Annotated in this window: 19 protein-coding genes; 8 read left to right on the top strand and 11 right to left on the bottom strand. The window is 59.9% G+C overall.

Going from position 1 to position 26,272, the window contains the following annotated elements; genetic code table 11:
• Positions 1 to 13: 13 nt before the first annotated feature.
• Complete coding sequence (gene guaA, locus JIO00_RS23645) at positions 14 to 1,591, top strand: glutamine-hydrolyzing GMP synthase (protein ID WP_010457818.1); 1,578 nt, start codon at positions 14 to 16, stop codon at positions 1,589 to 1,591.
• 71 nt (positions 1,592 to 1,662) lie between these two features.
• Here the strand turns inward: guaA and JIO00_RS23640 are convergent, their stop codons facing one another.
• Both JIO00_RS23640 and treR read right to left on the bottom strand, forming a co-directional pair.
• Entirely contained in the window at positions 1,663 to 4,722 is a 3,060-nt protein-coding gene (locus tag JIO00_RS23640) for a membrane-targeted effector domain-containing toxin (protein WP_200666945.1), read from the bottom strand.
• Positions 4,723 to 4,821: 99 nt separating this feature from the next.
• A complete protein-coding gene (gene treR / locus JIO00_RS23635) occupies positions 4,822 to 5,526 on the bottom strand; it encodes a trehalose operon repressor (RefSeq protein WP_010457814.1) in 705 nt (234 codons plus the stop codon).
• Between the two features lie 236 nt (positions 5,527 to 5,762).
• On the opposite strand from treR, the gene treP reads away from it, so the two are divergent.
• From treP to tadA, 7 genes are all read left to right on the top strand, one after another.
• Positions 5,763 to 7,205: a PTS system trehalose-specific EIIBC component gene (treP, locus tag JIO00_RS23630; RefSeq protein WP_145308456.1), complete on the top strand. Its 1,443-nt coding sequence runs from the start codon at positions 5,763 to 5,765 to the stop codon at positions 7,203 to 7,205.
• 52 nt (positions 7,206 to 7,257) lie between these two features.
• Positions 7,258 to 8,904 carry an alpha,alpha-phosphotrehalase gene (gene treC, locus JIO00_RS23625; protein ID WP_200666943.1) on the top strand — a complete coding sequence of 549 codons (1,647 nt, stop codon included), beginning with the start codon at positions 7,258 to 7,260 and terminating at the stop codon, positions 8,902 to 8,904.
• 105 nt (positions 8,905 to 9,009) lie between these two features.
• The gene (locus tag JIO00_RS23620) at positions 9,010 to 10,233 is read left to right on the top strand and encodes a maltoporin (protein ID WP_200666941.1); all 1,224 of its coding nucleotides are present in this window, start codon (positions 9,010 to 9,012) and stop codon (positions 10,231 to 10,233) included.
• A 62-nt stretch (positions 10,234 to 10,295) separates the two neighbouring features.
• Positions 10,296 to 12,830 (top strand): phosphoenolpyruvate--protein phosphotransferase, encoded by a 2,535-nt coding sequence (gene ptsP, locus JIO00_RS23615; protein WP_200666939.1) that lies wholly within the window; start codon positions 10,296 to 10,298, stop codon positions 12,828 to 12,830.
• 2 nt (positions 12,831 to 12,832) lie between these two features.
• A complete protein-coding gene (locus JIO00_RS23610; RefSeq protein WP_010457805.1) occupies positions 12,833 to 13,123 on the top strand; it encodes a PTS transporter subunit EIIB in 291 nt (96 codons plus the stop codon).
• A 123-nt stretch (positions 13,124 to 13,246) separates the two neighbouring features.
• A complete protein-coding gene (locus JIO00_RS23605) occupies positions 13,247 to 14,623 on the top strand; it encodes a multicopper oxidase family protein (protein ID WP_083375818.1) in 1,377 nt (458 codons plus the stop codon).
• A complete protein-coding gene (tadA, locus tag JIO00_RS23600; protein WP_010457801.1) occupies positions 14,623 to 15,120 on the top strand; it encodes a tRNA adenosine(34) deaminase TadA in 498 nt (165 codons plus the stop codon). Before JIO00_RS23605 ends, tadA begins: the two co-directional genes overlap by 1 nt.
• 125 nt (positions 15,121 to 15,245) lie before the next feature.
• Here tadA and cmoB read toward each other — a convergent pair whose 3' ends face one another.
• From cmoB to JIO00_RS23555, 9 genes are all read right to left on the bottom strand, one after another.
• Positions 15,246 to 16,202: a tRNA 5-methoxyuridine(34)/uridine 5-oxyacetic acid(34) synthase CmoB gene (gene cmoB, locus JIO00_RS23595; protein ID WP_200666937.1), complete on the bottom strand. Its 957-nt coding sequence runs from the start codon at positions 16,200 to 16,202 to the stop codon at positions 15,246 to 15,248.
• Positions 16,199 to 16,978 carry a carboxy-S-adenosyl-L-methionine synthase CmoA gene (cmoA, locus tag JIO00_RS23590; protein WP_154501569.1) on the bottom strand — a complete coding sequence of 260 codons (780 nt, stop codon included), beginning with the start codon at positions 16,976 to 16,978 and terminating at the stop codon, positions 16,199 to 16,201. Before cmoA ends, cmoB begins: the two co-directional genes overlap by 4 nt.
• A gap of 43 nt (positions 16,979 to 17,021) precedes the next feature.
• Positions 17,022 to 17,657, bottom strand: a complete 636-nt coding sequence (locus JIO00_RS23585; RefSeq protein WP_042933023.1) for a lysoplasmalogenase — start codon at positions 17,655 to 17,657, stop codon at positions 17,022 to 17,024.
• A gap of 2 nt (positions 17,658 to 17,659) precedes the next feature.
• Positions 17,660 to 18,052 (bottom strand): protease inhibitor I42 family protein, encoded by a 393-nt coding sequence (locus tag JIO00_RS23580; RefSeq protein WP_010457792.1) that lies wholly within the window; start codon positions 18,050 to 18,052, stop codon positions 17,660 to 17,662.
• 127 nt (positions 18,053 to 18,179) lie between these two features.
• Positions 18,180 to 18,656, bottom strand: coding sequence for a hypothetical protein (locus tag JIO00_RS23575; protein ID WP_145308466.1), 477 nt, complete (start codon positions 18,654 to 18,656; stop codon positions 18,180 to 18,182).
• A 158-nt stretch (positions 18,657 to 18,814) separates the two neighbouring features.
• Complete coding sequence (lon, locus tag JIO00_RS23570; RefSeq protein WP_010457788.1) at positions 18,815 to 21,232, bottom strand: endopeptidase La; 2,418 nt, start codon at positions 21,230 to 21,232, stop codon at positions 18,815 to 18,817.
• A gap of 757 nt (positions 21,233 to 21,989) precedes the next feature.
• Positions 21,990 to 22,370, bottom strand: coding sequence for a DUF6124 family protein (locus JIO00_RS23565; RefSeq protein WP_200666935.1), 381 nt, complete (start codon positions 22,368 to 22,370; stop codon positions 21,990 to 21,992).
• A gap of 455 nt (positions 22,371 to 22,825) precedes the next feature.
• Complete coding sequence (locus JIO00_RS23560; protein ID WP_200666933.1) at positions 22,826 to 23,203, bottom strand: DUF6124 family protein; 378 nt, start codon at positions 23,201 to 23,203, stop codon at positions 22,826 to 22,828.
• A 486-nt stretch (positions 23,204 to 23,689) separates the two neighbouring features.
• Complete coding sequence (locus JIO00_RS23555; protein ID WP_200666931.1) at positions 23,690 to 26,101, bottom strand: glucose/quinate/shikimate family membrane-bound PQQ-dependent dehydrogenase; 2,412 nt, start codon at positions 26,099 to 26,101, stop codon at positions 23,690 to 23,692.
• Positions 26,102 to 26,272 lie beyond the last annotated feature (171 nt).

Below are 26,272 nucleotides of genomic sequence, written 5' to 3'. Positions count from 1 at the left end.
ACGAGACTGAATCATGGCCCTCGACATTCACGCTCACCGCATCCTGATCCTCGATTTCGGTTCCCAGTACACCCAGCTGATTGCCCGCCGCGTGCGCGAAATCGGCGTGTACTGCGAACTGCATCCGTTCGATATGGATGAAGACGCGATTCGCGAATTCGCTCCAAAAGGCGTCATTCTCGCCGGCGGCCCCGAGTCCGTGCACGAAGCCGACAGCCCTCGCTGCCCGCAGGCGGTGTTCGACCTGGGCGTTCCGGTCTTCGGTATCTGCTACGGCATGCAGACCATGGCTGAACAGCTGGGTGGCAAGGTTGAAGGTTCCGAACTGCGTGAGTTCGGTTATGCCCGTGTCGACGTGGTCGGCAAGAGCCGCCTGCTCGACGGCATCGAAGACCACATCGACGCTGACGGCCTGTTCGGTCTCGACGTGTGGATGAGCCATGGTGACAAGGTCACCAAGATGCCGCAGGAATTCCACATCCTGGCCAGCACCCCGAGCTGCCCGATTGCCGGCATGTTCGACGATGCTCGTGGCTACTACGGCGTGCAGTTCCACCCGGAAGTGACCCACACCAAGCAGGGCGGTCGCATCCTGTCGCGCTTCATCCTCGACATCTGCGGCTGCGAAGCCCTGTGGACGCCGTCGAAGATTGCGGAAGACGCCATCGCCAATATCCGCGCCCAGGTCGGCACTGACAACGTGCTGCTCGGCCTGTCCGGCGGCGTTGACTCCTCGGTGGTTGCCGCGCTGCTGCACAAAGCCATCGGCGACCAGCTGACCTGCGTCTTCGTCGACAACGGCCTGCTGCGTCTGCACGAAGGCGAGCAAGTGATGGCCATGTTCGCCGAGAACATGGGCGTCAAGGTGATCCGCGCCAACGCTGAAGACCAGTTCCTGAACAACCTGGCCGGCGAGTCCGACCCGGAGAAGAAGCGCAAGATCATCGGCCGTACCTTCATCGACGTCTTCGATGCCCAGTCCAACAAACTGGACAACATCAAGTACCTCGCTCAAGGCACCATCTACCCGGACGTGATCGAGTCGGCTGGCGCCAAAAGCGGCAAGGCCCACGTGATCAAGTCGCACCACAACGTGGGTGGCTTGCCGGAAGAAATGAACCTCAAGCTGGTTGAACCCCTGCGCGAGCTGTTCAAGGACGAAGTCCGTCGTCTGGGCCTGGAACTCGGCCTGCCGTACGACATGGTCTACCGTCACCCGTTCCCGGGCCCGGGCCTGGGCGTGCGCATTCTCGGTGAAGTGAAGAAGGAATACGCCGACCTGTTGCGTCGCGCCGACCACATCTTCATCGAAGAACTGCGCAAAGCCGACTGGTACCACAAGGTCAGCCAGGCCTTCGTGGTGTTCCAGCCGGTGAAATCGGTTGGCGTGGTTGGTGATGGCCGTCGTTACGCCTGGGTCGTGGCCCTGCGTGCAGTGGAAACCATCGACTTCATGACCGCGCGTTGGGCACACCTGCCTTACGAACTGCTGGAAACCGTCAGCGGCCGGATCATCAACGAAATCGAAGGCATCTCCCGCGTGACTTACGACGTGTCGAGCAAGCCGCCAGCGACGATCGAGTGGGAATGATCCCGGTCTGACTGATCGCCCGTAACACCTGAAAGGCCCCGTGAGCGTGTGTTCACGGGGCCTTTTTGCGATCAGGCCGCTACAGTGGGCAGGCGCCCTTCAAGCATCAGGCCCATGCGATTGAGCGCGTGGACAAGGCTGATCAGATTCGCGTAAGTGACCTGATGCACGGCGGCCCAGGCAGGGCGGTTGATCAGAAAGCCCCCATTCGCCGTTCGCTCAATCATCGTTCGCACAATCTGATTCGTCCGGCTGCGATGGATCAGCGTCAACGTGTCGTCCGACCTTTCAATGGTGAACATGCCCTGGCGGAACAGCAGCTGATTGATTTGCTCAGACGATCGTTGAATGACCGGAGTCGGCATCTGCAAGCTGATGTCGGCATACAGGGTGTCGAAATCACCGCGCATTTGAGCGCCGGCCTCCGAAACATCACGGCCGACCTCGATGCCATGGTCGATGCCCAGGTGCATAGGCTGGTCTGGGCCCACTTCTTCGATGCGTAGACCGATACCTCCCTCCGTTTCGCTGATGCCGGCCATCCCCCTGAATGTGTTTGTACTCTCCTGGTCGGTGAGCGCCAGCCATTTTCCGCCGCCATTGCGGGCTTGAGTGGCCTGCATGATGGTATGGGTGAGGTAGGTCTTGACGGATTGTCGTGAGATGGCACGGAAGTTTGAATCTGTGTAGCGATAGCTCGCCAGGCAATCGGTGGCCTGGATTCGAATGCCGTTCTGCTGGGCCGCTTTGACGACTTCAAGAGGGGTGTGCTGTCCGGCAGGATCACCTGGCAGTTTCTGCAGGTACTTCTCCAGCATCCCATGCATGTCCCCGGTTTCGGCGAACTCGTTCAGGTCGACCTGATTGAAGTCGTTGAGCAGGCGATGCATGTAGATCGTCTTGACGCCTTGTTTCGCCAGGGTCTGCATGTTTTCGATCAGGAACCGCATGCTGGCAATGCGATCCTGACTTTCACCGACGACAAGGCCGGGCGCAGTGTTGAAAATGTTCTCGATGAGTTCCGTCACGGTGGTGGAGGGTGTGATCACGGGCTGCACCGGCCGGGCGGGCAACGAGGCAAAAAAGTCCTCCGGGGTCTGGAATACGATCGCATCCCTGATCAGCACCGCTCGACGCCCAGCGACATACTCTTCGTAGGGGGAGACTCCTCTGATGAACCCGTTAGGCATGGCCACGACTTTTATATGGGTTTCCGGCTTTCCCAGGGCCAGGAAGTTCAGCGAACGTCCATTGGGTGCATCGTATCGCGTCAAATGACTGAAAAAATCAGACCTTGGCCGGGCGTGAGTCGTCGGCCTGGAAGGACCGGGTACGGGCGCAGGCTTGCTGAGGCCTTTGCCGCCGCCTTTCAATCCGGCTGTGGGTGCCAACTCCCATTCGCCCTCGTCATTCAGGCGCACGGGAATCGATCCCGTGGACGCCTGCGGATGACTGGGGTCGATGATCGCCCACGTACCGCCACCGTTGATGTCGGCTTCGTAGCGCACGTAATAAGCCTGATCGTTCATCATGATGGCGGTGGAAGGGTTTGAGTCCAGCGTATAGATACCCTGGAATTTTCCGCTCGTGGCCATCGGGTAGTTTTCGAGGATTTCATTGCTTTGGTAGTGCTCCGGCACTTCAAAAGCTTCGGCGGTTTCCTCGGGCAGGGTCGGCAACACACCCGGTTGCACAGGCCCTTGCTCTGACTCTCCGGGCGCCAGAGGGTCTTGCGTGACGACGCTTTCTTCCGGATTGAGGGTCTTGTTCAAATCCGCCATCTCGGTCGCTTCAGCCGCCTCGGCCGCAGCCCCGACGTCTTCCAATACGTTGACTTCCTTGAGTAGCGGAATATTGGACAGCGCATTGATGCCATCGAGCACCGCGCCAATGACGCCGGCCTTGCGCTGCGCCGCCGTTTTGCCATTCACCGCCTTGTCGATGTTCAAGCCCATCGCGGCGAGGCTGGCACCGATCACCGGCAGCGCGATTGGCCAGCCCATCATCGCCAAGGGACCAAAAACATGCAGACCGGCACTCAGGTAACCCAGCCAGAGCTGTTTGCGCATTTGTCCGTGGGTCACCAGCGTCAGGTCCGCCTCTTCCAGCATCGTGCTCTGGACTGCCCGGCTCTGCCAGGTGAAGGCATCGCCACTGATGGTGATGTTTTTCTGATTGATCAAGTGATGGTCGTATTTTCCCCAGGTGCCGACCAGCTGGTTCATCAGCGGAGTGATGTTGTCATGGACTTCCTTGCGAACCGACAGCGGGAAATGGGTCATGAACTCGGTCCGCGGCTGCGCCTCATTCATTTGCAGCAACATCCACCAGTGCATGTCCGTTTGTGTGGGATGCACGTGGAAGGCCTGTGCGGCGCCGGGAACATAAGTGATCTGTCGGCCGTTGCGGTCAACGATGCGCAGAATATCGGTGGCGACGTGCCCTGCGACATCCAGGGCGCAGACACGAAGATCCGCAGGCGCCGTGGTTTGGGATTGCAGCGTCGCCAGGGTAATCGGCCAGGCTGCGTCAGCGACAACGGCCCTTACGACGGTCTGGAAATCGTCCTCTTCCAGCTGACCGTTTTGCCGCGCCTCGACCGCTTTGCTGAGGTAGCTGGATTTGGCCAGGTTCCGGAAGTCATCGAAATGCGTGGTCCAGAAAGCGTTCAGCTTATTCAGGTAGCGTTCACTGAGGTTCATCTCCCACAGGTCTGTGAGGACCTTGCTGGGGTACATCCGCACCTCGTTGGTTTCATTGAAAATGCTGGCGTTTGCGTCTTCAGTGTAAAACCCGCCGTTACTGTTCAGTTCGAGGGCGTCGTCTTGATCGGTCACGCGATATCCCTGGATCACCAGTTGCGTCAGGGTCAGTGATTCACAGGGCTTGGGGGCGTGTTCCCAACTCAGAAAGGCCTTGGTGCTGCTGGCCGAGACGTTATCGAACCGATGCCACCAGACCTGGTCAGGGTCCTTGTCGGTGATGCCGTGTTTTTTCAGGATTTCACTGGCGACCGCGTGGGCTTCTTCCTTCAACCCCGGACAGGCTGTGACAACGACGGGGGCAATCGTTTTCAGCTGCTCCCTGTCGGCAGCATTGGGTAACGCTTCAGTACTTTGATCGGCAGGCATGATCTCGCTCCTTGAGAAATGGGCCGTGAGGATGACCCGTTTGCTCAAGGCAAGTGCACTACATAGTTATGCCCACATGCCTTTCGTGACCGTGTAGGGTCAGCGCCGTGCCACATCCGAAAAGTAGAACTTGTCGAGGGTATGCCGTGATTCGGTGTATTCGAATTGGCGACCGTCCTGCAGGAAAGTCTGGTTGCTGACCACGATCACATGGCTCTGGCCGTCGAGGTCCAGGTGGTGTTGGTCGTCCTTGCTTCGAGGGACCGCTTCGATGGTGCGCTGGGCGTAGGCGATTTGCAGCTGCAGGGTCTGTTCGATGAAGGCGTAGATCGACTGCTCGGCGATGTCGCGGTTCAGGCCGGGAATCACGTCGCTGACGAAATGGTTGATGTCGAGGATCACGCGTTTGCCGTCAATCCGCCGCACGCGCTTGATCCGCGTGATCAGGCTGCCTTCTTCAGCCTTGATGTGGTCGAGCAGCGGGCCTTCGAGGGGGATTTGGGTGAATTCGACCACCTCGGTGCTGACGTCATTGCCCAGTCGCGGATAGGTCTCCTGGAAGCTGACGATGCCGCCCAACTGGAATTCGATCGGGTTGGTCGACAACACGAAAGTGCCTTTACCGTGGACTTTCTGGGCGAAACCGCGCTCCTGCAATTGCTCGATGGCCTTGCGCACGGTGCCGCGGCTGGCCTGATAGGTGTCCATCAATTCGGTTTCGGAAGGCAACCGGGCGCCGCGTTCCAGACGTTCGGTCGTGATGCTGGCAAGCAGATCGCTGTAGATCTGGTTGTATTTACTCATGGGGATGGCTCTGTGCCGCGATGTACTCAAGGTTTCGAACCTTAAGGGCAGGGTAGGGGTTTGTCCATGCGGCTTTGGGTTTCATCGTTTCGGGAGGTAGGAAAAGTCGCCGATTGACGGGGTCGTAGTAAACAAAATCAAACTCGTCTGTACGAGTTGTTGCTTTAACTCGTACAGACGAGTACTTTTCGCTTCGGCGTGCTGCCAAAAACAAAAAACTACAGCGGAAGAAAAGCATGAGCCACGACTATCCGAACATCGCCAGCGAGCTGCTGCAAAGCCTCGGCGGCAGCGACAACCTCGAGCAGGCCGCGCACTGCGTCACACGCCTGCGCCTGGCCCTCAAGGACCCGAGCCTGGTCGACAGCGCCACGCTGAATCAGATTGACCTGGTGAAAGGCTCATTCTTCACCGGCGGCCTGTTCCAGGTGGTCATCGGCCCCGGCGAGGTTGAAAAGGTGTACGCCGAACTGCGCCGTCAAACCGGTCTCGCCGCCTCAACCATCGCCGACGTTAAACAAAAAAGCGCCGACAAGATAAACGCGATGCAGCGTCTTGTGCGGGTGTTTTCCGACGTGTTCATGCCGATCCTGCCGGCGTTGATCATTGCGGGTCTGTTGATGGGCATCAACAACCTGATCGGCGCCAAGGGGATGTTCATCGAAGGCCAGACCCTGCTGGATGCCTACCCGAAACTCGACGGGCTCTGGAGCCTGATCAACCTGATGGCCAACACCTCGTTTGTGTTCTTGCCGGCACTGGTGGGCTGGTCGGCGGCCAAGCGGTTTGGTGGCAGCGAAATTCTCGGCATCGTGCTCGGCCTGATGCTGGTTCACCCGGACCTGCTCAACGCCTGGAACTACGGCAAAGCGGTGGCCGGGCTGGACGGGCAAAGCCTGCCGTACTTCGACATTCTCGGGTTGTTCCAGATCGAGAAGGTCGGTTATCAGGGACAAATCCTGCCGATCCTGCTGGCGGCCTATGTCATGAGCGTCATCGAAAAATGGCTGCGGGCGCGGGTGCCGAACGCCGTGCAATTGCTGGTGGTGCCGATTACCACCATCGTGGTCACCGGCGTGTTGGCACTGGCCGTGATCGGCCCGGTGACCCGGCATCTGGGGATTCTCATCACCGAAGGCGTGGTCATGCTGTTCGACCTCGCGCCGATGGTCGGCGGGGCGATTTTCGGGCTGCTCTACGCGCCGCTGGTGATCACCGGCATGCACCACATGTTCCTCGCGGTCGACTTGCAACTGATCTCCACCCAGGGCGGCACGTTCATCTGGCCGATGATCGTCATGTCCAACCTTGCCCAGGGCAGCGCGGCACTGGCGGTGTTCTACATGACCCGCAATGTACGCGACAAAAGCATGGCCTCGACCTCGGCGATTTCCGCCTATTTCGGCATCACCGAACCGGCCATGTTCGGGGTCAACCTGCGCTACAAGTTTCCGTTCTATGCGGCCCTGTGCGGCTCGGCCCTGGGTTGCATCTTCCTGTCGCTGAACAAGGTCCAGGCCTCGGCCATCGGAGTGGGCGGCTTGCCCGGTTTCATCTCGATCATTCCGCAGTTCATTCCGATGTTTGTGATTGGAATGGTGATTGCGATGGTCGTGCCGTTTGTTCTGACCTGTGGGTTGAGCATGAAGATTATCCGGCCAGGGTATCGGGTTGCCTGACAGACCGGATTCCCGAGCAAGGCCTGGACAAAATTATTGAAGGAATAGCGCCATGCAAGACTGGCAACGTTCGGTGATCTATCAGATCTACCCGAAGAGTTTTCACAGCCACGCCGGCAACCCCACGGGAGATTTGCTCGGCGTCGTGGCCAAGCTCGATTACCTGCAATGGCTGGGTGTCGATTGCCTGTGGATCACGCCGTTCCTGCGTTCGCCCCAGCGCGACAACGGTTACGACATCAGCGATTACTACGCCATCGACCCTAGCTACGGAACCATGGCCGATTGCGAGTTGCTGATTGCCGAGGCGGGCAAGCGCGGGATCAAGCTGATGCTCGATATCGTGGTCAACCACACCTCGATCGAACACGCCTGGTTCCAGCAGGCCCGTAGCAGCCTCGACAACCCGTACCGCGACTTTTACATCTGGCGCGATCAGCCCAACAACTGGGAATCCAAGTTCGGTGGTTCGGCCTGGGAATACGAAGCGCAGACCGGTCAGTATTTCCTGCACCTGTTCGATCACACCCAGGCCGACCTGAATTGGGACAACCCGAACGTACGCGCCGAAGTCTTCAAGATGATGCGTTTCTGGCGCGATAAAGGCGTGGGCGGTTTCCGTCTGGATGTGATCAACCTGATCTCCAAACCAGCGGACTTTCCAGAAGACAACACCGACGGTCGACGCTTCTACACCGACGGCCCGAACGTGCATGAATACTTGCAGCAAATGCACCGCGAAGTCTTCGAAGGTCACGACCTGATCAACGTCGGCGAGATGTCGTCCACCAGCCTGGAACACTGCATTCGCTACTCGAAGCCAGAGTCGAAAGAACTGTCGATGACCTTCAACTTTCATCACCTGAAGGTCGATTACCCGAACCTGCAGAAGTGGATTCGCGCCGACTTCGACTTCCTCGAACTCAAGCGCATTCTCTCGGACTGGCAGACCGGCATGCAGGCCGGCGGTGGCTGGAACGCGTTGTTCTGGTGTAACCACGACCAGCCACGGGTGGTGTCGCGTTTTGGCCATGACGGCGAGTTTCGGGTGATCTCGGCGAAGATGCTCGGCACCGCGCTGCACTTCCTTCAGGGCACACCGTTTGTGTATCAGGGCGAAGAACTGGGCATGACCAATCCGGGGTTTGATCACATCGATCAGTACCGCGATGTCGAGACGCTCAACATCTTTCGCCTCAAGCGGGAGGCCGGTGTAAGTGATGCCGACAACATGGCGGCGATCATGCAGAAATCCCGGGACAACGGCCGTACGCCGATGCACTGGAACACCGAGCCGAACGCAGGATTCAGCGCCGCAGAACCCTGGATTGGCGTGCCGGCCAACGCGACGCAGATCAACGTCGCCACCCAGCTCGACGACCCGGACTCCGTGCTGCATCACTACCGTCAGTTGATTACCCTGCGCCGTAGCGAAGTGCTGATTTCCGATGGCGTCTATCGGCAATTGTTGCCGGAGCACCCGCAAATCTGGGCGTATGTGCGTGAAGGTCAAGGCGAGCGTTTGCTGGTACTGAACAATTTCTATGGCACGCCGTGCGACGTCGAGCTGCCCGATGACGTGATCAGCGAAGCCATGACTCAACGCCTGGTCATCAGCAATTACCCGAACTGTCCGCCGCGAAACCGGCAGATTTTTTTAAGGCCCTATGAGTCGTTCGTTTTGCACCTGACCGACTGACCGACCACTAAAAACACCGACTTCAAAAAACACGCAGAACGCTGCGCGGGGGAGTTTTGCGCGCCGAATTTGCGGAACAACACAATAAAAATAATGGGGTGGTTCTTGAAAACAACACTAAATCGCAGCCTTGCTGCCGCGAGCTTATGCCTGGCGTTGCCGTTGTCAGCGCAGGCCCTGGAGTTCGGCGGCTACGTGCGCAGCGGCGTCGGGACATCGGTCAACAGTGGAAAACAACAGTGTTTCCAACTGCCCGGCGCGCAGACCAAATACCGCTTGGGCAACGAGTGTGAGCAGTACGGTGAGCTTGAACTTCGCCAGGACCTGTACACCCTGGACGATGGTTCGGTGCTGAGCGTCGACGGCATGGCTTCTCTGTATAACCAGTACGACAAGGACCTGACGTTCAATGGCGACAATGGCTCGGTGCGCATGCCGCAGTTGTACGCGCAGTGGTCGAACATGCCGAGCCTCAACGGCGGTTCGCTGTGGGCCGGTCGGCGTTACTACAAGCGAAACGACATCCACATCTCCGACTTCTACTACTGGAACCAGAGCGCCACGGGCGGTGGTATCGAGGATGTGCTGATCGGCGATCTGAAATACAGCTATGCCTTCTCGCGCAAGGACAACCTGTATCAGAAGGACTACATCAACCGTCACGATTTCAACGTCGCCGGTTTCCACACCAACCCCGGTGGTGAACTGGAACTCGGACTGAGCTACATCGACAAACCCGACAGCCGCGACGCACACCGCGGCTGGGCAATCACCGCACAGCATGTGCAAAAAGGTTTTCTGGGCGGCAAGAACAAACTGGCCTTCCAGTACGGCGAAGGCCCCGGCACCGGGCTGGGCTATACCGGCAACGTAAAGCTGGACGACAGCAACAAAAGCTACCGGGTGGTGGAGTTCTTCGACTGGCAAGTGACGCCACGGTTTGGCGGACAAGTCGAGGCGGTTTACCAGAAGGACATTCGCCCGGACGGGGCCGATCAGAACTGGATTTCCCTGGGAATTCGTCCGGCGTACGCGATCACCGAGCAGTTCAAACTGGTGACCGAACTGGGCCACGATCAGGTCGAAGCTGCGGGCGGCACGCGCAAGCTGAGCAAGTTCACCTTCGCCCCGACATGGTCGCCCAAAGGTCCGGAATTCTGGGCGCGGCCCGAAGTGCGTCTGTATTACACCTATGCCAGCTGGAACGAGGCGGCCAAACGGGCAGCCAATGAACTGGCGGCGGGCTCGGCATTGTCCGATACCGGCGCCTTCGGCACGGCGCGGCACGGTGCGAATGTCGGATTGCAGGTCGAGTATTGGTGGAAATAAGCGATGCTGTCGGAGCCTCGCGCTCCATCGGCACTTCAAAGAACAAAACAGCAGGTGACGTCATGGCCACACCCCAACAATTGCAACTGCACGCCCCCCTGTCAGGCGTATTGGTGCCACTGGACCTCGTGCCCGACCCGGTGTTTTCCAGCCGGGTCATCGGCGACGGGCTGTGCATCGACCCGACTTCAACGACCTTGTGCGCGCCGCTGGCCGGGGTTGTCAGCAATGTGCAGGCCAGTGGGCATGCCGTCAGCATCACTGACGAAAAGGGTGTGCAGGTGTTGATGCACATCGGCCTCGACACGGTGAACCTGGCCGGAAACGGGTTTACGCGGCTGGTGGAGGAAGGCCAGCAGGTTGACGTTGGGCAGGCGCTGATCGAGTTCGATGCCGATTTTGTTGCATTGAATGCCCGCAGCCTGCTGACGTTGATGCTGGTGGTCAGTGGAGAACCGTTCACCTGGCTGGCGCCGGAAACGGGTCTGGTAGACAGTGGCCAGCCGCTGCTGAGCCTGAACCTTGTCGAGCAGACAAGCGATACGCCGCTAACCGAAGCGGCCGAAACGCTGTTTTCAAAACCGGTGACGCTGGCCAACCTCAACGGCTTGCACGCCCGTCCAGCCGCGGTATTCGCCCAGGCGGCAAAAGCTTTTTCGGCGAGCATCTACCTGCATAAAAAGCAGGAGACTGCGAACGCGAAATCCCTGGTGGCGATCATGGCGTTGCAGACGGCGCACGGTGATGTCATGCAAGTCAGCGCGGCCGGTCCGGATGCGGAAGCGGCGATCAAGACGCTGGCCGAACTGCTGCTGACTGGATGCGGTGAAGTGGTCGCGGGTCCGATGCAGGTTGAGGTGAGTGCGGTCGAGGCTTCATCGCTGACGGTGCTGCGCGGGGTTTGTGCATCACCCGGGTCGGCGTTTGGCCAAGTGGTACAGATCGCCGAACAAAACCTGGAAGTGAATGAACTCGGCTCAACACCGCAGGTGGAGCGCGATCATCTGTCCCGTGCCCTGGCCGAAGCACTGGTGGCCCTGCAACAGCTGCGTGACAACGCCAAGAGCGACGCGCAGGCCGACATTTTCAAGGCGCATCAGGAGCTGCTCGAAGACCCTGGTTTGCTGGAAGTGGCTCACGTATTGATCGATGAAGGCAAAAGCGCCGGGTTTGCGTGGCGCTCGGCCACCGAGTCAGCAGCCACCTTGTTCAAGAGCCTGGGTAACGCCCTGCTCGCGGAGCGGGCTGCGGACCTCGCCGATGTGAGCCAGCGGGTGCTCAAGCAGATCCTCGGCGTACGGGATCAGGTGATGGAGCTGCCTGAAGGGGCGATCCTGATCGCCGAACAACTGACGCCGTCGCAGACCGCCGGGCTCGATACCCGCAAGGTACTGGGTTTCGCCACGGTGGGTGGCGGTGCCACCAGCCACGTCGCGATCCTCGCCCGGGCGTTCGGTTTGCCGGCGATCTGCGGACTGCCGGTACAAGTGATGGCGCTGGTCAATGGAACCCAGGTGTTGCTCGATGCCGACAAGGGCGAGTTGCAGCTGGATCCGGATCTGCAGGCCATCGAACAGCTGCAAGCCAAGCGCCAGCTTCAACAGCAACGCCGGCAGCATGAGTTGGCGCACGCAACACTGGCCGCCTGCACTCGCGACGGTCACCATTTTGAAGTGACGGCCAACATCGCTTCGCTGGCCGAAGCCGAGCAGGCCATGGCACTGGGAGGCGAGGGCGTCGGTTTGCTCCGTTCGGAGTTTCTCTATCTGGATCGCAACCATGCGCCGAGCCATGACGAGCAGGCGTCTACCTACAACGCCATCGCCCAAGTACTCGGGTCGACGCGCAATCTGGTGGTGCGCACCCTGGACGTCGGCGGTGACAAACCGCTGGCCTACGTGCCGATGGACAGCGAAACCAACCCCTTCCTCGGCATGCGCGGGATTCGTTTGTGCCTGGAGCGCCCGCAGCTGTTGCGCGATCAGTTCAAGGCCATCCTTGGCAGTGCCGGGCTCGCTCGCCTGCACATCATGCTGCCGATGGTTTCGCAGCTGTCGGAGTTGCGCCTGGCTCGGCAACTGCTCGAAGAAGAGGCGCTGGTTTTGGGCCTCACGGAACTGCCCAAGCTGGGCATCATGATCGAAGTGCCGGCGGCGGCACTGATGGCGGACCTGTTTGCACCCGAGGTGGATTTCTTTTCCATTGGCACCAACGACCTCACGCAATACACCCTGGCCATGGACCGCGATCACCCGCAGCTGGCCAGTCAGGCGGACAGCTTTCATCCTGCGGTGCTGCGCTTGATTGCCAGCACCGTAAAGGCCGCGCACGCCCACGGCAAATGGGTCGGTGTGTGCGGCGCGATGGCCTCCGAGACGCTGGCCGTTCCGCTGTTGCTGGGGCTGGGGGTGGATGAACTGTCGGTGAGTGTGCCGTTGATTCCGTCGATCAAGGCAGCGGTTCGTGAGCTGGACCTGATGGACTGTCAGGCCATCGCCCAGCAAGTGCTGGGCCTGGAAAGTGCCGGACAGGTACGCGAGGCATTACGCCTGTATCACGAGGCCACGGTCGATACTTCACTGGTTCTGGAGAACTGAACATGTTCGAGAAAATGCAGCGGGCTTTCTGGAAAGCGTTGACGCCGGATCTGGTGGCGGAGGAGCCGAAGGCAGTTGTTCAGCCGGTGTCCGGGTTGCCAGCGAATGTCGTGGACGCACTGGGTGGCGTGGATAACCTCAAGTCTCAGCAGCCTGTAGCGTTGACCCGGGTCCGGGTGGCGTTGCGGGATGTGGCGCGGATGGATCGGCAGGCATTGAGTGTGGCAGGTGTGCCGGGCGTCATGATGCTGGATGACGGGGTGGTACATCTGATTACCGGCCTGCAGCCATAACCGATTCCCTTCAGGGGGATGTGCGGCCCTCGGTCGCCCTTACTGTTTCTCATCCGCAGGTGTATCGTATTCGCCTTTTACAGGCCCTCGGGCCTGTCGCTGATACGTGAGGTAGTTGAGTTCATGTCCTTTACCCGTCGCCAAATCCTCGGTGGCCTGGCCGGTCTTGTTGTCGTTGGTGTCGGAGCGGGGGGCGCGTCGCGGTACTGGCTGGGCAAGATGGCTGATGCTGACGCCGGTCATGACTATGAGCTGATCGCCGCACCGCTGGACGTCGAACTGGTCGCCGGGCACAAGACCGAAGCCTGGGCGTTCGGCCCTTCGGCACCGGGCACCGAGTTGCGGGTTCGTCAGGGTGAATGGTTGCGGGTGCGTTTCATCAACCATCTGCCGGTGGCGACCACCATTCACTGGCACGGCATCCGCCTGCCGCTGGAAATGGACGGTGTCCCGTACGTTTCGCAATTGCCGGTGCTGCCTGGGGAGTACTTCGACTACAAATTCCGTGTGCCAGACGCGGGCAGTTACTGGTATCACCCGCATGTGAACAGCAGCGAAGAGCTCGGCCGCGGCCTCGTCGGCCCGCTGATCGTCGAAGAGCGTGAGCCCACCGGTTTCAAATACGAGAAAACCCTGAGCCTCAAGAGCTGGCACGTCGATGAAGAGGGGGCTTTCGTGGCCTTCAGCATTCCTCGCGAAGCCGCCCGGGGTGGCACGGCGGGACGGCTGTCGACCATCAACGGTGTCTCGCAAGCGGTGATCGACTTGCCCGCCGGGCAAATCACCCGCGTGCGCCTGCTCAACCTCGATAACACCCTGACCTATCGCCTCAATATTCCTGGCGTCGAAGCGCAGATCTACGCGCTGGATGGCAATCCGGTGGAGCCGCGCCCGCTGGGCAAGGAATACTGGCTCGGACCGGGCATGCGTATCTGCCTGGCGATCAAGGCGCCGCCCGCCGGTGAAGAACTGTCCCTGCGCAACGGCCCGGTTCGCCTGGGCACGTTGCGCTCGGTGGCCAACACCGATGCACCCACCGAATGGCCCGCTGCCCTGCCGGCCAACCCGGTGGCCGAGCCCGACCTGGCCAATGCCGAGAAACTCAACTTCAATTTCGAATGGGTGGGCTCGGTGTCGGTCAACGTCGACAACGGCAAGCCGCCGAGCCTGTGGCAGATTAACGGCAAGGCCTGGGACATCACGGACAAGACCTGCGCCGACCGCCCGATTGCCAAGCTCGAAAAGGGCAAGAGCTACATTTTCGAATTGAAGAACATGACTCAGTATCAGCACCCGATTCACCTGCACGGCATGAGCTTCAAAGTCATCGCCTCGAACCGGCACAAGGTGATCCCGTACTTCACCGACACCTACCTGTTGGGCAAGAACGAGCGCGCACGAGTGGCGCTGGTGGCGGATAACCCCGGCGTGTGGATGTTCCATTGCCATGTGATCGATCACATGGAAACCGGCCTGATGGCCGCTATCGAGGTGGCTTGATGCGTCAGATACGTCCCGCCGCGATCATCGACCGCAGCCGTGACCGCGACTTCATGCGCGAAGCCCTGGCCTTGGCCGCACAAGGCGCGGCGCTGGGTGAGGTGCCCGTGGGCGCCGTGTTGGTGCAGAACGGCGAGATCATCGGTCGCGGATTCAATTGCCCGATCAGCGGCAACGACCCGAGTGCCCACGCCGAAATGGTCGCAATCCGCGCCGCAGCCTTGGCCGCCAGCAACTATCGTCTGCCGGGCAGCACGCTGTACGTAACCCTTGAACCGTGCAGCATGTGCGCAGGGCTGATCGTGCATTCACGGATTGCGCGGGTGGTGTATGGCGCGCTGGAGCCCAAGGCCGGGATTGTGCAGAGTCAGGGGCAGTTTTTTACCCAGGGCTTCTTGAACCACCGGGTATTGTTTGAAGGCGGGGTGTTGGCGGAGGAATGCGGGGCGGTACTCAGCGAGTTTTTCAAGGCTAGACGCGTAAAGCCTACTGAATAAACACAAAGCCCAATGTAGGAGTGAGCCTGCTCGCGATGGCGGTCTGACAGTCAATATTGATGTGACTGTCAGACCGCCATCGCGAGCAGGCTCACTCCTACAGGGTTATGCGGTGTTTGATAGATTTACTTACGGGCCACGATGACGGCACGCATCGGCGCCGGCAGTCCTTCAATCGTTTTGCTGTGATCGTCCGGATCCAGGAAGTCACTCAACGACTGATACTTCATCCACTCCGTCCCGCGCTGTTCCTCGACCGTGGTCACGCTGACGTCGACACAGCGAACATCCGTAAACCCGGCACGTCGCAACCACAACTCCAGCGCCGGCACCGACGGCAGGAACCACACGTTGCGCATCTGCGCATATCGGTCTTCCGGCACCAGCACCTGCTGTTGATCGCCTTCGATCACCAACGTCTCCAGCACCAGTTCACCGCCCTTGACCAGGCAATCCTTCAGCGCCAGCAAATGCTCGATCGGCGAACGACGGTGGTAGAACACGCCCATGGAAAACACCGTGTCGAAGCCTTCCATGTTCGGTGGCAGGTCTTCGAAAGGAAACGGCAGGTGCCAGGCATTGGGTTCTGACAAGTAACGCTGCACCGCCTGGAACTGGCAGAAGAACAGCCAGTTCGGGTCGACACCGATCACACTGTCGGCGCCAGCACCGAGCATGCGCCACATGTAGTAACCATTGCCGCAACCCACATCGAGGATGCGTTTGCCCTTGAGGTCCAGGTGCGGCGCGACCCGCGACCATTTCCAGTCCGAACGCCATTCCGTGTCGACGTGCACACCAAACAGATCAAACGGTCCTTTGCGCCATGGCGACAACCCCATCAACGCGGTGCGCATTTGCGCGCGGGTCTCAGGGTCGCAATCGGTGTCCAGTGTCAGACCGTTCAACAAGTCGACTTTACTCGGCTGAATCTTCGGCAACGCATCCAGCGCACTTTGCCAGCGCTCCAGGTCGCCGTGGCCCTTTTCCATTTTCTTGTCGAGTTGCGCTTGCAGGGTGTTGGCCCATTCGGCCAGCGGCGTGCCGGCCAGACGGCGGGCGAGGGGGGACAGATCAATCATGGCAAGGCAATCAACGAGGCAAAGTTAAGACACTGGAACCACGGCACGACTTTCGAGAAACCGGCTGCCAACAGGCGCTCGCGGTGTTCTTCGAGGCTGTCGGGCTTCATGACGTTTTCGATGGCGCTGCGCTTCTGGGCGATTTCCAGTTCGCTGTAGCCGTTGGCGCGTTTGAACGCGACGTGCAAATCAGTGAGCAACGCATGTTCTTCGAGGTCGTTGAAGCGCAGCTTCTCCGAGAGGATCAACGCACCGCCAGGCAGCAGCGATTGGCGGATGCGCGAAAGCAACGCGGTGCGCTGGTCCGGGGCGATGAATTGCAGGGTGAAGTTCAGTGCCACCACCGAGGCGGGCTGGAATTCGAGGGCGAGGATGTCACCTTCGATCACTTCCACGGGCAGCAACTCCTGGAACATCGAGTCTTGACCGTTGAGGTATTCACGGCAGCGCTCGACCATCGCGGCGGAGTTATCCACAGCGATCACGCGGCAACCGTCGGTGCGCACGTGGCGGCGCAATGCTTGAGTCACGGCGCCCAGGGACGAGCCGAGGTCGTAGAGCACGCTGTTGGGCTGGGCGAATTGCGCGGCGAGCACGCCGAGGTTCTCGACGATGGTCGGATAACCCGGCACCGAGCGCTTGATCATGTCCGGGAACACCCGCACCACGTCCTCGTTAAAGGCGAAGTCGGGCACCTGGGCCAAAGGCTGGGCGAAAAGGCGATCGGGTTCTTTGCTCACGGCGGTTCCAGCGGCGTAGGTGGAAAAGGCCGGCATTTTAGCCAAATTGACGGGGGGATGCGCGGGTTGTCTGACGAATTCAACGCGGTTTCGGTCCAAACGCAGACGCCGCAATCCCCCATTGCCCCAGCCAGTAACTGAGAATGATCACGTAGGGCGCCGCATTGAATGGCACCGCAAAGCGACTGATGCCAATCACGCTATCGGAAAACACAAACGCCACTGCGCCACCCGCCGCCAGCAGCGCCGATCGTTTCGGCACGTCGGTCCCGAGCCGGGCCAGCGCCCGCCAGAGCATCGCACTGATGGCCAAGCCGTAGACGATCACCGGAATCAACAGTGGGCCCAGTCCGTGGGAAATCAAAATCCCCAACAGAACCGCGCCAACTCCCAAGGCAATCACCAAGGGCAACAACGCCAACCGCCGGCAATCGCTCAAGTAAGCTTTCAGATACGCCAGGTGGGCGACCAGAAATGCCCCAAGGCCAAACACAAACAAATCCCCCGGCCACGCCAGCAACACATCGCCGAGCAGGGAAAAAATCAATCCAAGGCTGATCCAGCGCCGATACTCAGTGGGCGGTGCGTCGTGCAGCCAGCCGAGCAGCGCCAAGACCGGCAACGGTTTGACCAGCAGGCACAGCAGCGCAGCGTGCACGCTCAAGCCATACAGAAAGGTCACTGCGCCCATCAGCGCCAGAATCAGCCAGCCCACGATCAGTTAACCGCAATCGCGCAATCGAAGGTTTTCACGGCCGGCACTTCCGGGGCCCATGGCTGTGAGTAGGTCAGGCGCAAGCGGCCTGTACCGGTGGCAAATGCCTGGAAGCGCCAGGTCGAAATCCCGGCGCTGCCGACGATCCCGGCGTCTTCCGGGTTGCTATACACCTCGGGGCTGAGCGCATGCAGCACACCACCAGCCGAATCCTGGATCGACCAGCGATAACCCGTGGTCGGGTTGCTTGGCAGGGTCAGGATGAGGTTCTGTCCATTGTGCATTTGCACCGGGCATTCGCCTTGTTTTTCCACGGTCACGTTCTGTTTCGGTTGCGTGGCGCAAGCGGCCAGCAAGGTGAGGGCGAGGGGGACAAACAGGCGAGTGGGGGACATAAGGTCAGTGGCTCCGGCATTCACGACGAACGGCGAGCATAACTGAAGATGAGACAAATTGTGACGGAAGGGACTACGGGCGCGATCTTCTGGTACCTGTTCAGCGCCCGTAGAGGTGCAGTCAGGCCTATTTCGCCGTGGTGTAAGTCATGTGGCTTTGAAATTCTCCGGAAAGATCAATGCTTTTACCGGTAGTCGACGACTCCAGAGTTAGATTGAAACCAGTGACAATATGACTGGTTTGATCAGGTGAGTTGTCCAAAAGAACCAGGTTTACCGTGCCTTTGGTTGCTTTGTAATGCTCGGGGGATTGCATGCCCAGTTGATTGTTAAGCACTTCATGGAAATTCGCCGCGAGGAAGGGGCCCGCTTGCGCAAGTTCGTGAGTGCCACTTTTAATGTCTTTGCTGAAAGTAAACGACAGGTGCTTTTCGGCAGGACGGTTCCGGTTCTGATAAAAACCAATCGTCGTTTCGTTCAGGATTAAAAGTCGAATCTCCAGATCATTCGATCTGAACTCAAGCCGACCGGGCCCCATGAACGTCATGTTGCCATCCAAGGCGAACAGTTCTTCGGTAGAGGGGCTGATTTTATCTGTGGTCATGTGCTAATTCCTTTTGATGATGAGCCATTCTCGAGTGGGAAGTTTGGCGATCAATTCAATAGGAGGTAACTGTCATGTCTGACAGTTACTTAGCTTTATTAGGAATAAGAGTGGTTCGCCAGCACACCTGCAGTGCAGGCATGATGGCGAACATTCATTCAGAACAAAATCTTCGCCACATCCGCAAAGCGCTTGGCAAAGTGCACGGTAATCCCTTCCTTCAGGTAGTCCGGCAGTTCGTCAAAGCTGCCACGGTTCGGCTCCGGCAGGATCAATTCGAAGATTTTCTGGCGCCGCGCCGCAATCACCTTCTCACGCACCCCGCCAATCGGCAGTACATGCCCGGTCAGCGTGAGTTCGCCGGTCATGGCGATGCCTTTTTTCGGCGCCTGGTTTCGGGCGAGCGAGAGCAGGGCGCTGGCCATGGTCACGCCGGCGCTCGGGCCGTCTTTCGGGGTGGCGCCTTCCGGGACGTGCAGGTGGACGAAGGCTTCGTCGAAGAATTTCGGATCACCGCCAAACGACTTCAGATTCGAGCTGACATAGCTGTAGGCGATTTCCGCCGACTCTTTCATCACGTCGCCCAGTTGCCCGGTGAGTTTGAAGCCACGGTTGAGCGTGTGGATGCGCGTGGCTTCGATCGGCAATGTTGCGCCGCCCATGCTGGTCCAGGCCAGCCCGGTGATCACGCCGGTGCCGGACAGCACTTGCTCGTTGCGGAACACCGGATGGCCGAGCGAGGCTTCCAGGTCTTTCGGCCCGATTTTGATCACCGCTTTCGGCTCGTCGATCAACTTCACCACGGCTTTGCGCACCAGTTTGCCCAGCTGTTTTTCCAAGTGGCGCACCCCGGCTTCACGGGCATAACCGTCGATCAGGGCTTTGAGCGCGCTGTCGCTGATGCTCAAGCTGCCTTTGGACACGCCGGCCTTTTCCAGCTGCTTGGGCCACAGGTGACGCTTGGCGATGGCGATTTTTTCTTCGGTGATGTAACCCGACAGGCGAATCACTTCCATCCGGTCCAGCAATGGGCCGGGAATCGAATCCAGGGTGTTGGCGGTGCAGATGAACAGCACTTTCGACAGGTCCATCCGCAGGTCGAGATAGTGGTCGAGAAATTCGACGTTCTGTTCCGGGTCCAGCGTTTCCAGCAGCGCCGAGGCCGGGTCGCCCTGGTAGCTTTGGCCCATCTTGTCGATTTCGTCGAGCATGATCACCGGGTTCATCACTTCGACGTCTTTCAACGCTTGCACGAGTTTGCCCGGTTGTGCGCCGATGTAGGTGCGTCGGTGGCCCTTGATCTCGGCTTCGTCGCGCATGCCGCCGAGGCTGAAGCGGTAGAACGGCCGGCCGAGGGATTCGGCGATGGATTTGCCGACACTGGTTTTACCCACGCCCGGCGGGCCGACCAGCAAGACGATGGAACCGCTGATCTCGCCTTTATAAGCACCGACCGCAAGGAATTCGAGGATGCGGTCCTTGATGTCGTCGAGGCCGGCGTGGTGTTTGTCCAGCACCTTGCGCGCGTGCTTGAGGTCGAGTTTGTCCTCGCCGTACACGCCCCACGGCACCGAAGTCGCCCAGTCGAGGTAGTTGCGGGTGACGGCGTATTCCGGCGAACCGGTCTCGAGGATCGACAGCTTGTTCATTTCCTCTTCGATGCGTTTCTGCGCTTGGCTCGACAGCACCTTGCCTTCCAGACGCTGCTCGAACTGTTCGATGTCGGCGCTGCGGTCGTCCTTGGTCAGCCCCAGCTCTTGCTGGATGACCTTGAGTTGTTCCTTGAGGAAGAACTCGCGCTGATGCTCGCCGATCTTGCGGTTAACTTCGGCGGAAATCTCTTTCTGCAGCCGCGCAACTTCGACTTCCTTGCGCAGCATCGGCAGGACTTTTTCCATGCGCTTGAGCATAGGCACGCAGTCGAGCACTTCTTGCAGCTCGCTGCCGGTGGCCGAGGTCAGGGCGGCGGCGAAGTCGGTCAGCGGCGACGGATCGTTGGGGCTGAAGCGGTTGAGGTAGTTTTTCAGCTCTTCGCTGTACAGCGGGTTGAGTGGCAGCAGTTCCTTGATCGCATTGATCAGCGCCATGCCGTAGGCCTTGACCTCGTCGGTCGGCTCGGTGGGCTGGTGCGGGTATTCGACTTCCACCAGATACGGCGGGCGATGGTGTTTGAGCCAGGTGCGGATGCGCACGCGGGTCAGGCCTTGGGCGACGAATTGCAGTTTGCCGTTTTCGCGACTGGCGTGGTGCACCTTGACCAGAGTGCCGTACAGCGGCAGGGCCGAGGTGTCGAAATGGCGCGGATCTTCCTGGGGCGTGTCCATGTAGAACAGGGCCAGGGAGTGGTGATCGGATTTACTCACAAGATCCAGCGTTTCAGCCCACGGTTCTTCATTGACGATGACCGGCAGCACTTGGGCCGGGAAGAACGGGCGGTTGTGGATCGGGATGATGTAGACCTTGTCCGGCAGGTTCTGGCCGGGCAGGGCGAGGCCTTTGCCGGTGGAATGGTGTTCGGCGTTCTCTGGGTCGGCGTATTCGCTCGGGTCTTCAGGGAATTCTTGCTGGTCGCTCATGGGGCACCTGCGCAATGGGGTATGGGTCTTAGATGGGGCAGGTGGGGGGTGGTTTCAATGGGGCAGGATATTTCTGGGTGTGTGTTCAGGGTTTGGACAGGTGCTTTTGACTTGGCGGCCTTTGGGCCGACCCTGTTCTTGGGGGTTGGGTACATATCCGTTTCTGCGGCAACGGCCACTTATGGTTTCGCCCTTACGGCGAGTCCCTTTTGTCAAACGCCCGGAGTGCCGGCCCAGCCAAAAGGAACCAAAAAGTCTCGCCCCAAGCGTCCGGCCCCTCGCTAAGGCTCGGCGTACCTTCGCTCCGGTATCCATCCGGGGACACTGCCCTCCGGTCTGCTTCGCGACGACCTACATGCAGCGTGTTCGACTGCGTCGAACGGCGCTGCGCGCCACTCCCCGGATGAACACCTCCACTCAGCCTCCCGACGGGGCGGGTGGATCAAGATCAAGAGCTGCAGGCGAGCTAACGCTCGGCCTGATGAGTGGTGAAGAGCGAAGCGTTTACACCGAACCCCTTGTAGGAGCGAGGCTTGCCCGCGAAGGCGGCCTGACAGCCGACCAATCTCTGACAGATGTACGCAATCCAAATGTGGGAGCGAGCCTGCTCGCGAAGGCGGCCTGACAGCCGACCAATCTCTTGCAGATACCCACATTCCACTGTAGGAGTGAGCCTGCTCGCGATGGCGGAGTGTCAGACGACATTGATGTTGAATGACACACCGCCATCGCGGGCAAGCCTCGCTCCTACAGGGGATCAGCAGTGTGGCGCAGGTTTTGTGATGGCGACGTTATCGAGCATCCGGTTCGCCGCCAGTTCGGCCAGCATCACGATCTGCTGAATCGCCATTGCCTTGTGCCGGTGCGGGCCTTCCAGATAGTCCGCGAAGTCGCTCGCCATCACGCTGGCCTGGGCCAATGACTCGCAGGTGTGGGCCAGCAGGTCTTCGTCCTTGATATCCGGGGCGATCAAAAACATCGTGCTGGGTTTGCGGGTAGCAGGGGATTTGAGGGCTGCTGGGTTGAGGTAGTGATCCAATGCGCGCTCGGCGGCATCGTGGAGTTTTTTTTTAGAGTCGAGGGATTCGTAGGGGGAAACGTCGTCGGTTTGCGGGGGATTCGGGGTTTCTTTGAACATGGTGAAGCTCCAAGTAAGTAATGGAGCCCCCACGGATCGCCGCGACGCGATGGTAGGTGGCAGCTGTACGCAGGTTCGCGGACCGAGCTACTTGGAAACCCGGCATACCCGAGGGTATCCCGCGCACAGCCACCATAAGACCAAACGACAAGCACATAAGGCTGGTCGGTTGAGGCGGGTGATTATGCACCAAGTAAGCTGATTCAGGCCGCGACGCCCGGTCGCTGATGTGCAGCGACTCCGAAAGCCTATCCCCCTGGCTTCCGACAAGACAACCGCCAGAACTTGTCGGAATCATCCTCCATAAAAGTCACGGCTGTAGGACGCTGGCAAATAAATTCAGGCCCGACACGACCCAATGTGGGAGCGAGCCTGCTCGCGAAGGCGGAGTGTCAGACGACATTGATGTTGAATGACACACCGCCTTCGCGGGCAAGCCTCGCTCCTACAGGGGATCAGCAGTGTGGCGCAGGTTTGGGTACGGCGACGTTATCGAGCATCCGGTTCGCCGCCAGTTCAGCCAGCATCACGATCTGCTGAATCGCCATTGCCTTGTGCCGGTGCGGGCCTTCCAGATAGTCCGCGAAGTCGCTCGCCATCACGCTGGCCTGGGCCAATGACTCGCAGGTGTGGGCCAGCAGGTCTTCGTCCTTGATATCCGGAGCAATCAAAAACATCGTGCTGGGTTTGCGGATGGCAGGGGATTTTAGGGCGGCGGGGTTGAGGTAGTGATCCAATGCGCGCTCGGCGGCATCGTGGAGTTTTTTGGAGTCGAGGGATTCGTAGGGGGAAACGTCGTCGTTTTGCGGGGGATTCGGGTTTTCTTTGAGCATGGTGAAGCTCCATTCGGGGACTGGAAGTTCGCCACGACTGCGACCAAGCAGTTGGGTGGCGAACCATACGCAGGTTGGTCGACCAGGGAATGGAACCCGGCAGGGCCGGAGCCCTCCCACGCACAGCTCGCCATGAAGCAAGCACGAAAAGTGCGCCATTCTAAACCCGGGCGACCAAACCCGGCCGCTGAATTTGCAGCGACCCCGAAAGCCTATCGAACGGGCTTCTGACACAACAACCGCCAGAACTTGTCGGAATCCTCCTCCATAAAAGTCACGGCTGTAGGACGCTGGCAAAAAAATTCAGGCCCGACACGACCCAATGTGGGAGCGAGCCTGCTCGCGATGGCTGTTTAACATTCAATATCCAGGGTGGCTGACAGTCCGCTATCGCGAGCAGGCTCACTCCTACATTTTGATGTGCAGCGATGCAAAAAAAGGCGACCCCCTCGCAGGAGTCGCCTTTCCTTTAACCGCCGCTAAACCTTATTCGGACAGTTTGTACGCAATCACATAGTCACCTTGCTTGGTGCCCAGCGACCCGTGACCGCCCGCAACGACAAGCACGTATTGCTTGCCGTCCTTGCCGGTGTAGGTCATTGGCGTGGTTTGAGCGCCGGCAGGCAGGCGGCCTTCCCACAGCTGCTTGCCGTTTTTCATGTCGTAGGCGCGCAGGTACTGGTCGAGGGTGCCGCTCAGGAAGCCGACGCCGCCAGCGGTGGTGAAGGTGCCGCCCAGGCTAGGCACGCCCATGCTCAGCGGGATCGGAACCGGTGAGCTGTCGCGCACGGTGCCGTTTTTGTGTTTCCAGATGGTTTTTTGGGTGGTCAGGTCGACCGCGGCCACATAACCCCAGGCCGGTGCCTGGCACGGCAGGCCCATTGGCGAGAGCAGGGCTTCGAGGACGACGCCGTAAGGCGCGCCTTTGTTCGGCTGCACGCCTTCGGTTTCGCTTTTACGCGGGCCTTGGGCGGCGATTTCGGCGGCCGGGATCATTTTCGATTTGAACGCCATGTAGCTCGGGTTCACGAAAGCGATCTGACGCACCGGGTCAACCGCGATGCCGCCCCAGTCGAACACGCCGAAGTTGCCGGGGTAAACGATCGATCCCTGCAGCGATGGCGGCGTGAACGGGCCGTCGTAGCGCATGGATTTGAAGTCGATCCGGCAGATCAGTTGGTCGAACGGGGTCACGCCCCACATGTCGCGCTCTTGCAGCGGCGGCGGCATCAGGTTGAGGTCGGATTTGGGTTGGGTCGGCGAGGTGTGATCACCAGCGACAGCGCCTTGGGGCACCGGCACTTCGTTGATCGGCACAATCGGCTTGCCGGTGCTGCGGTCCAGCACGTAAATGCTGCCTTGCTTGGTCGAAGCGAGTACCGCTGGCTTCACGCCGTCAGCGGTTTTCAGGTCCATCAGGGTAGGCTGGCCACCGACGTCCATGTCCCACAGGTCATGGTGGGTGAACTGCATGTGCCAGCGCACCTGGCCGGTCGCGATGTCGAGGGCGGTCAGGCCCGCAGCGTGCAGTTCCGACTCAGGGGTGCGATCGCCACCGAACTGGTCCGGGGTCTGGTTGCCCATCGGCAGGTAAAGCATGCCGAGCTTTTCGTCGACGGCGAACATGGACCACATGTTCGGCGAGTTGCGCGTGTAGACCTGGCCTTCGGCAATCGGCGTGGTGTCGTCCGGGTTGCCGCTGTCCCAGTTCCACACCAGTTTGCCGGTGTGCACGTCGAACGCGCGGATGACGCCGCTGGGTTCGTCGGTGGAAACGTTGTCGGTGACGTGGCCGCCGATCACCACCAGGTCTTTAGTGACCGCTGGAGGCGAGGTGGAGTAGTAACCGCCGGCATTGAAGCCGCCGATGTTGGCAGTCAAGTCGACCTGGCCTTTGTCGCCAAAGTCTTCGCACATCTTGCCGGTGTCGGCATTGAGGGCGATCAGGCGGGTGTCGGCGGTCGGCAGGAAGATCCGGCGTGGGCAGACGGTGCTGACCGGCGCAGGGCTGGCGGTGCCGGTCGGGCTTTGCTCGGACGCGTAGACGGCGTCATCGTGATAGGTCACGCCACGGCATGTCATGTGCGCCCAACCCTTGAAGTTCGCCGCGTTTTGCGTGGAGAGCTTCGGATCGAAACGCCAGATTTCCTTGCCGGTGTCGGGATCCAGCGCGATCACCTGGCTGTGCGGCGTGCACACGTAGAGCATGCCGTTGACTTTCAGCGGGGTGTTTTCGGCGGTGGTTTCACCCGGATCGTTCGGCCCTGGCAGGTCGCCAGTGCGATAGGTCCAGGCGGGAACGAGCTTGTTCACGTTCTGCGGGGTTATCTGCGCCAGTGGAGAGTAACGATCACCATGAGCGCTGCGACCGTAGGAATTCCAGTCACCGTCGGGCATGGCCGGGGCGGTGTTGGTCATGCCGGGCACGCTGTCGCGGTCCAGTTCGCCTTTGATTTCACCCGGGTTGGTGAACTGGCTGGCCAGTGCGGCAACGCCCGCGAGTACCACTGCCACGCTCAGTGCGCCAGTGCCCATCGGCGCAGGGCCGGTGATCAGCAACGGACGGCGGAACCACGGCAGCAACATGACGAGGCCCAGCGCAAACAGCATCGCCAGACGCGGCACCAGTTGCCACCAATCGAGGCCGACTTCCCACAAGGCCCACACGGTACTGGCAAACAGCACCAGTGCGTAGAGGCCCAGTGCAGCGCGGCGGGCCAGGATCAGCAGCACGCCGGTCAGCGTCAGGCCGATACCGGCCAGCAGGTAATACAACGAGCCGCCGAGCAGGCTCAGCTTGATCCCGCCGGCCAGCATGGCCAGGCCCATTAGCAGAAGCAGAATGCCGAGCAGGGTCGGCAGTAGACGGCTTCGACTCAAAGCACCATCAGTGCTCATAGTGTGGTTCTCCGTGACGTTTCAAGTAGTCCCGCGCAAGTTCACTGTAGATGACGATCCTGTGCGGGCATGGTTCAGATAAAAAAGGTTCGGTTGGTGCGTTCCCTGTAGGAGCGAGCCTGCTCGCGAAAGCGATGGGACAGTCGGCATTGATGTTCAGGCTGACGGCCC

This window comes from Pseudomonas sp. SW-3 (genome assembly GCF_016615645.1).
Lineage (GTDB): Bacteria > Pseudomonadota > Gammaproteobacteria > Pseudomonadales > Pseudomonadaceae > Aquipseudomonas > Aquipseudomonas mandelii.
Note: the sequence above shows the minus strand (reverse complement) of the source record. Positions and strands in the feature narration are given on the sequence as shown.

What these genes read in the sequence shown, in the direction of transcription:
- cmoB (WP_200666937.1), bottom strand. Translation starts at nt 16,202, where the DNA reads ATGATTGATCTGTCCCCCCTCGCCCGCCGTCTGGCCGGCACGCCGCTG.
- tadA (WP_010457801.1), top strand. Translation starts at nt 14,623, where the DNA reads ATGCGTCAGATACGTCCCGCCGCGATCATCGACCGCAGCCGTGACCGC.
- treR (WP_010457814.1), bottom strand. Translation starts at nt 5,526, where the DNA reads ATGAGTAAATACAACCAGATCTACAGCGATCTGCTTGCCAGCATCACG.
- guaA (WP_010457818.1), top strand. Translation starts at nt 14, where the DNA reads ATGGCCCTCGACATTCACGCTCACCGCATCCTGATCCTCGATTTCGGT.
- JIO00_RS23640 (WP_200666945.1), bottom strand. Translation starts at nt 4,722, where the DNA reads ATGCCTGCCGATCAAAGTACTGAAGCGTTACCCAATGCTGCCGACAGG.
- JIO00_RS23580 (WP_010457792.1), bottom strand. Translation starts at nt 18,052, where the DNA reads ATGTCCCCCACTCGCCTGTTTGTCCCCCTCGCCCTCACCTTGCTGGCC.
- JIO00_RS23565 (WP_200666935.1), bottom strand. Translation starts at nt 22,370, where the DNA reads ATGTTCAAAGAAACCCCGAATCCCCCGCAAACCGACGACGTTTCCCCC.
- JIO00_RS23575 (WP_145308466.1), bottom strand. Translation starts at nt 18,656, where the DNA reads ATGACCACAGATAAAATCAGCCCCTCTACCGAAGAACTGTTCGCCTTG.
- JIO00_RS23605 (WP_083375818.1), top strand. Translation starts at nt 13,247, where the DNA reads ATGTCCTTTACCCGTCGCCAAATCCTCGGTGGCCTGGCCGGTCTTGTT.
- ptsP (WP_200666939.1), top strand. Translation starts at nt 10,296, where the DNA reads ATGGCCACACCCCAACAATTGCAACTGCACGCCCCCCTGTCAGGCGTA.
- treC (WP_200666943.1), top strand. Translation starts at nt 7,258, where the DNA reads ATGCAAGACTGGCAACGTTCGGTGATCTATCAGATCTACCCGAAGAGT.
- JIO00_RS23560 (WP_200666933.1), bottom strand. Translation starts at nt 23,203, where the DNA reads ATGCTCAAAGAAAACCCGAATCCCCCGCAAAACGACGACGTTTCCCCC.
- JIO00_RS23555 (WP_200666931.1), bottom strand. Translation starts at nt 26,101, where the DNA reads ATGAGCACTGATGGTGCTTTGAGTCGAAGCCGTCTACTGCCGACCCTG.
- treP (WP_145308456.1), top strand. Translation starts at nt 5,763, where the DNA reads ATGAGCCACGACTATCCGAACATCGCCAGCGAGCTGCTGCAAAGCCTC.
- cmoA (WP_154501569.1), bottom strand. Translation starts at nt 16,978, where the DNA reads ATGCCGGCCTTTTCCACCTACGCCGCTGGAACCGCCGTGAGCAAAGAA.
- lon (WP_010457788.1), bottom strand. Translation starts at nt 21,232, where the DNA reads ATGAGCGACCAGCAAGAATTCCCTGAAGACCCGAGCGAATACGCCGAC.
- JIO00_RS23610 (WP_010457805.1), top strand. Translation starts at nt 12,833, where the DNA reads ATGTTCGAGAAAATGCAGCGGGCTTTCTGGAAAGCGTTGACGCCGGAT.